The organism is Pseudomonas sp. PS02302, assembly GCF_029959585.1.
Taxonomy (GTDB): domain Bacteria; phylum Pseudomonadota; class Gammaproteobacteria; order Pseudomonadales; family Pseudomonadaceae; genus Chryseomonas; species Chryseomonas aestiva.
The window spans coordinates 1-6,659 of the sequence record NZ_JASCON010000133.1 but is presented as its reverse complement, the minus strand read 5'-3'; the positions used below and the strand labels follow the sequence as shown (position 1 = coordinate 6,659).

Sequence of the window (6,659 nt, the reverse complement as noted above, 5' to 3'; positions counted from 1 at the left end):
TTTTGTGCCATAGCCCCCCCTGCCCCGGGGGGGGGGCGGGGGGGGGGGGGGGGGGGGGGGGGGGGGGGGGGGGCCCCTCACCCTAGCCCTCTCCCGGAGGGAGAGGGGATCTGGAGCTTTGGGTGTGGGGTTGGCCCTCACCCTAGCCCTCTCCCAGGGGGAGAGGGGATGGAGAACGGCCCTCTGCTAGAGAGGGCGGGGTGTCACTGGCAGGCTTCGCACTCGGGATCGTCGAGGCTGCAGGCCTTGGGCACCGGAGCCGGTGCCGCGGCAGGCGCCGCTTCGAACTTCTGCGCCGGGGCGGGGGCCGCGCTGGCCTGGACGCCGGTGATGGGGTCGGCGCTCACGGCATTCAGCTTGCCGGTGTTGATGGTGGACTTCTCGGTGCTGGTGGCAGCCAGGGCACGGAGGTAGTAGGTGGTCTTCAGACCGCGGAACCAGGCCATGCGGTAGGTCACGTCGAGCTTCTTACCCGAGGCGCCGGCGATGTACAGGTTCAGCGACTGGGCCTGGTCGATCCACTTCTGGCGACGGCTGGCGGCCTCGACGATCCACTTGGTCTCCACTTCGAAGGCGGTGGCGTAGAGGTCCTTCAGATCCTGCGGGATGCGCTCGATCTGCTGCACGGAGCCGTCGTAGTACTTGAGGTCGTTGACCATCACCGAGTCCCACAGGCCGCGCGCCTTGAGGTCGCGTACCAGGTAGGGGTTGATGACGGTGAATTCGCCCGAGAGGTTCGACTTCACATAGAGGTTCTGGTAGGTCGGCTCGATCGACTGGGACACGCCGGTGATGTTGGCGATGGTCGCGGTCGGCGCGATGGCCATGATGTTGGAGTTGCGGATGCCCTTCTTGGCACGCTCGCGCAGCGGGGCCCAGTCCAGGGTCTCGGACAGGTCGACCTCGATGTACTTGGCGCCGCGCTCTTCGATCAGGCGCTTCTCGGAGTCGATCGGCAGGATGCCCTGGGACCACAGCGAACCCTGGAAGCTGGAGTAGCTGCCACGCTCTTCGGCCAGGTCACAGGAGGCCTGGATGGCGTAGTAGCTGATCACTTCCATGGAGGTGTCGGCGAACTGCACGGCGGCATCCGAACCGTAGGCGATGTGCTGCAGGTACAGCGCATCCTGGAAGCCCATGATGCCCATGCCGACCGGACGGTGCTTGAGGTTGGAGTTCTCCGCCTGGGGCACCGAGTAGTAGTTGATGTCGATGACGTTGTCGAGCATGCGCACGGCGGTCTTAACGGTACGGGCGACCTTGGCCACGTCCAGCTTGCCGTCGACGATGTGGTTCACCAGGTTCACCGAACCCAGGTTGCACACGGCGATCTCGTCCTTGTTGGTGTTCAGGGTGATCTCGGTGCAGAGGTTGGAGCTGTGCACCACGCCCACGTGCTGCTGCGGGCTGCGCAGGTTGCACGGGTCCTTGAAGGTCAGCCACGGGTGGCCGGTCTCGAACAGCATGGACAGCATCTTGCGCCAGAGATCCTTGGCCTTGATGGTCTTGTGCAGCTTGAGCTTGCCGTACTCGGTCAGGGCTTCGTAGTACTCGTAGCGCTCTTCGAAGGCCTTGCCATAGAGGTCGTGCAGATCGGGCACGTCGGCGGGGGAGAACAGGGTCCAGTTGCCGTCCTCGAAGACGCGCTTCATGAACAGGTCGGGGATCCAGTTGGCGGTGTTCATGTCGTGGGTACGCCGACGGTCGTCACCGGTGTTCTTGCGCAGTTCGAGGAATTCCTCGATGTCCAGGTGCCAGGTTTCCAGGTAGGCGCAGACCGCGCCCTTGCGCTTGCCGCCCTGGTTGACCGCCACGGCGGTGTCGTTGACTACCTTGAGGAAGGGCACGACGCCCTGGCTCTTACCGTTGGTGCCCTTGATGTAGGAGCCCAGGGCACGCACCGGGGTCCAGTCGTTGCCCAGGCCGCCGGCGAACTTGGAGAGCATGGCGTTATCGTGGATGGCGCCATAGATGCCGGACAGGTCGTCGGGCACGGTGGTCAGGTAGCAGCTGGACAGCTGCGGACGCAGGGTGCCGGCGTTGAACAGGGTCGGGGTGGACGCCATGTAGTCGAAGCTGGCCAGCAGGTTGTAGAACTCGATGGCGCGGGCTTCTTTATCTTTCTCCATGTGCGCCAGGCCCATGGCCACGCGCATGAAGAACAGCTGCGGCAGCTCGAAACGGGTGCCGTGGCTGTGCAGGAAGTAGCGGTCGTACAGGGTCTGCAGACCCAGATAGGTGAACTGCTGGTCGCGCTCGTGATCGATGGCGGCGCCCAGGCGCTCCAGGTCGAAGCTGGCCAGTTTCGGGTCCAGCAGCTCCAGCTCCACGCCCTTGGCGACGTAGGCGGGCAGGGCCTTGGCGTAGAGGTCCGCCATCTCGTGGTGGGTGGCGGATTCGGCGACGCCGAGGAAGCTCAGGCCTTCGGCGCGCAGGCTGTCCAGCAGCAGGCGGGCGGTGACGTAAGAGTAGTTCGGCTCGCGCTCGACCAGGGTGCGGGAGGTCATCACCAGGGCGGTGTTGACGTCCTTCTCGGCCACGCCGTCGTACAGGTTCTTCAGCGTCTCCTTCTGGATCAGCTCGCCGTTCACCTCTTCGAGGCCTTCGCAGGCTTCGGTGATGATGGTGTTCAGGCGGCCCATGTCCAGCGGCTGGGTGGTGCCGTCGGCCTTGGTGACGCGGATGCTCGGGTGGGGCTCGGCGATGTCGCTGACCGCGCCCTGCTTGCGCTCCTGGCTGCGGGCTTCACGGTAGATCACGTAGCTGCGGGCGACCTTCTGCTCGCCGGCGCGCATCAGGGCCAGTTCGACCTGGTCCTGGATCTCTTCGATGTGGATGGTGCCACCGGAGGGCATGCGGCGCTTGAAGGTGCTGCTGACCTGGTCGGTGAGCTGCTTGACGGTGGTGTGGATGCGCGAAGAAGCCGCGGCGTTACCGCCTTCCACGGCGAGGAAAGCCTTGCTGATGGCCACGGTGATCTTGTCGTCGGTATAGGGGACGACGGTACCGTTGCGCTTGATGACGCGCAGTTGACCGGGGGCGGTGGCGCCCAGGTCCTGGCTGTCATCTTGCGCCGGGCGGCCCTGCTGGGCTTGCTCGCGGGTCAGGTCGGTGTGCATGCGGAACTCCCTTGATCGGAAAGAGGGGATCGTCGGCAAGCCGGCGATCCGGAAAAGTGTTGGTCTGGGCCTGCGCGACGACTGCCGATCGCGTCCTTACCCCTGAAGATTCCAACGAAAAGCCGTACTGTCGCCGATTCCCGAGGGAATCGGCGTTCGGGGTCAGGGACCCTGGAAATTCATGATTCGGGCAACAGGATAAGCCCTCCTCGCTAGGGAAGACAGTCTTGACAGAGGGGTGTTTCGCCGTCCCGAGTCATACCGACGAACTGCTATATATGGTGGTGTGGGGGTGCAAGGGGCACTAGATGTCGCGTTTATCACGTTTTCGGCTGTGGATAAGACGTGGATAAGCTGTTCGGGACTAGGGGGTATCCTGGGGGTGGTACCTGGCCAGTGCGCGTGAAGGCTGGGCTCAGAGCTCAGTGGTCAAATAACGTACAACACGACGGGTGTGGTGAGACGTAAGCGGCAAGGGATATACCGGTTCGCTATGAGCACCTTCTCCACCATAAGAAAACGTTCGATGCCCGCTGCGACGTTCTGCCCCGGCCGGCGTCCGTGCGCCTGATCGACCAGGGCAGGCTTCCTCTATATAGCGTCACTCAGTGACGAGGCGCGACCAGCGTCAACAGCCGATCTTCTTCGTCCAGGCGGAAGTGACCGCGTAGCGCGGTCCCGGCGGACCAGCGCGGCGACAGCTCGATCAGCAGCCGGAGATCGAAGCTGCCGCCAGGATCCATGGCGAGGATCTCGGCGTCCTGGAAGAAGAACATCTGCCCGACCTGGGGATGCAGCGCCTTGAACAGACTTTCCTTGGCGGAAAAGGCCAGGGTGATGGCAAAGGCCTGCTGCCCTTCGTCCAGCGGCTGCAGGCGTTCCCGTTCGGTCGGGGTGAGGATCTGCTCGGCCAGGCGCAGGGCCTTGTCCGGTTCGAGCAGGGTCTCCACGTCCAGGCCAAGGCCCAGGTAGTCCCCTGCCTTGCCCACCACAGCGGCTGCCCAGCCATGGCTATGGGTGATCGCACCGACCCAGCCGGAAGGCCAGGCGGGCCCACGGTCCGTAGTGCGATGGCCGGGGACGACGGCGGTGCCGCTCAACTGGCGCAGGGCCTCGCGGGCGCAGAGACGACCGGCCAGGTATTCGGCCTGGCGCTTGGCCACGGCGCGGCGGATGTTGTCCGGCGGCAGGGCGCCGAGGCGCAGGGCGTCGCGCTCGAAGCTTACCTGGGCGGGATCGAAGCGGCAGTGCCGCAGGGCCAGGGCGTCGAGCTCGGCAGCCAGCGGCGGCAGCGGCTCGGGCGGCGTGCAGCAGCCGGGCAGGTCGGAGGCGGGCAGGGCAGGCATCTCAGCCGACCACTCGGGGAAGACAGCAACGGATCACGACGGGCTCCGATGAAAAGGCGCGCAAAGAATAGTCGACTACCGACTCCGGCTGGCGGAAAACCGCCTCGGCCCTGGGGGGATTTCCGCCGGTTTCCGTCGGATGGCGGGGTTCCGCCCGCCGCTGGCAACTAGACTTTCGACTGAAAGGTGCATGAAAGCTGGCCCTTTGATTGCGCACCAAGAAGTGGAACGGCGATTGCTTGTATCTCGCCAGATGCTGGTGTCACCGTCGCACGGCCACCGGATCCACAACAAAAAGCTCTCAGGATGAGAGAGCCACTTTCAGCAGTGCCCACTCAGACAGGACGTCAGGCAGTGGCCACAAGGGATCGAGCCATGACAGCAACCGTCGATACAACAACAACTACCACAGCTCCCGCGCCCAAGGTGCCCGTCAAGCAGCCGCTCTACAAGAGTCTCTATTTCCAGGTGATCCTGGCGATCGTCCTGGGCATCCTGCTCGGCCACTTCTATCCCCAGACCGGCGCTGCCATGAAGCCCCTGGGTGACGGTTTCATCAAGCTGATCAAGATGGTCATCGCACCCATCATCTTCTGCACCGTGGTGACCGGTATCGCCGGCATGCAGAACATGAAGGCCGTGGGCAAGACCGGCGGCATGGCGCTGCTGTACTTCGAGATCTTCTCCACCATCGCGTTGCTGATCGGTCTGATCGTGGTCAACATCGTCCAGCCGGGCGCCGGCATGAACGTCGACGTCAGCACCCTGGACACCAAGGGTATCGCGGCCTATGCCGCTGCCGCGGAAAAGCAGACCACCATCGATTTCCTGCTGAACATCATCCCCTCGACGGTCGTCAACGCCTTCGCTACCGGTGAGATCCTGCAGGTCCTGTTCTTCGCCGTGCTGTTCGGCTACGCCCTGCATCGCCTGGGCGAGACCGGTCAACTGGTGTTCAACTTCATCGACCGCATCTCCCACGTCTTCTTCAACATCATCAACGTCATCATGAAGCTTGCCCCCATCGGCGCCTTCGGTGCCATGGCGTTCACCATCGGCAAATACGGCGTCGGCACCCTGGTGCAGCTGGGCTACCTGATGGCCTGCTTCTACATCACCTGCCTGCTGTTCGTGCTGCTGGTGCTGGGCACTGTGGCGCGCCTGCACGGCTTCAGCATCCTCAAGTTCATCAAGTACATCCGTGAAGAACTGCTGATCGTGCTGGGTACCTCGTCCTCCGAGTCCGCCCTGCCGCGCATGCTGACCAAGATGCAGAAGCTGGGCGCCGAGAAGTCGGTGGTTGGCCTGGTGATCCCCACCGGCTACTCTTTCAACCTCGACGGTACCGCCATCTACCTGACCATGGCTGCGGTGTTCATCGCCCAGGCCACCAATACCCAGATGGACATCACCCACCAGATCACCCTGCTGCTGGTGCTGCTGATCTCCTCCAAGGGCGCTGCGGGTGTCACCGGTAGCGGCTTCATCGTGCTGGCCGCCACCCTGTCCGCCGTCGGTCACGTACCGGTCGCCGGTCTGGCGCTGATCCTGGGTATCGACCGCTTCATGTCCGAAGCCCGCGCCCTGACCAACCTGGTCGGCAACGGCGTGGCCTCCATCGTGGTCGCCAAGTGGTGCGGCCAGCTGGACGAGCAGACCCTGAAGACCGAACTCGCTCGCGGCCCGAACGCCGTCGAAGTCGAGGAAGCTCGCCAGACTGCCTGAGCCTGACGCAAGGCCGCTCCTGGAGCGGTCCTGCGGTAACGACCAAACGCCCGTATCGAAAGATACGGGCGTTTTCTTTTGCCCAGGATTCGGTGCGGAGAGGGTAGCGGTGGCGTGCCTGGCTGAGAGTGCCGAGCGGTCAGTCGACGGGGTTCAGGGTGGCGGCCAGGGTTTCACGGCCGCAGCTCCATCACGGGCGGAGTGGCAGCCGGGCTAGGGCGAAGAGCGGCAGGACGTCCTGGGCGGGTCTAGCGAGCGCCCTCTTGCCGAAGGGCTGGCAGGGGGTGAGGGAGTGACCCGCGAGCGTCGGACAGGCGCGTACGACCCGCCAGGCAGCCTGGTCGCAGCCGGGTTGTCGAGGCAGAGGGATAGGGGAGGAACGGGTAGCGGCGGGAGAGGCGAAGCGCGGGGCGGCCGCCCGCGCGTCGGGGGGGGGTCAGCGCCGCCCGGGGGGGGGCTTGCCCCACCC

Annotated in this window: 3 protein-coding genes; 1 reads left to right on the top strand and 2 read right to left on the bottom strand. The window is 64.6% G+C overall.

Going from position 1 to position 6,659, the window contains the following annotated elements; all coding sequences use genetic code 11:
* Nucleotides 1–203: 203 nt before the first annotated feature.
* Both QMX82_RS25075 and QMX82_RS25070 read right to left on the bottom strand, forming a co-directional pair.
* Nucleotides 204–3,119: a ribonucleoside-diphosphate reductase subunit alpha gene (locus QMX82_RS25075; protein ID WP_133862494.1), complete on the bottom strand. Its 2,916-nt coding sequence runs from the start codon at nt 3,117–3,119 to the stop codon at nt 204–206.
* Nucleotides 3,120–3,724: 605 nt separating this feature from the next.
* Nucleotides 3,725–4,465 (bottom strand): 4'-phosphopantetheinyl transferase family protein, encoded by a 741-nt coding sequence (locus QMX82_RS25070; protein ID WP_282288609.1) that lies wholly within the window; start codon nt 4,463–4,465, stop codon nt 3,725–3,727.
* A 375-nt stretch (nt 4,466–4,840) separates the two neighbouring features.
* Between QMX82_RS25070 and QMX82_RS25065 the strand changes: the two genes are divergently transcribed.
* On the top strand, nt 4,841–6,190 hold the full coding sequence (locus QMX82_RS25065; protein WP_208692093.1) for a dicarboxylate/amino acid:cation symporter: 1,350 nt from the start codon (nt 4,841–4,843) through the stop codon (nt 6,188–6,190).
* The last annotated feature ends 469 nt before the right edge of the window (nt 6,191–6,659 follow it).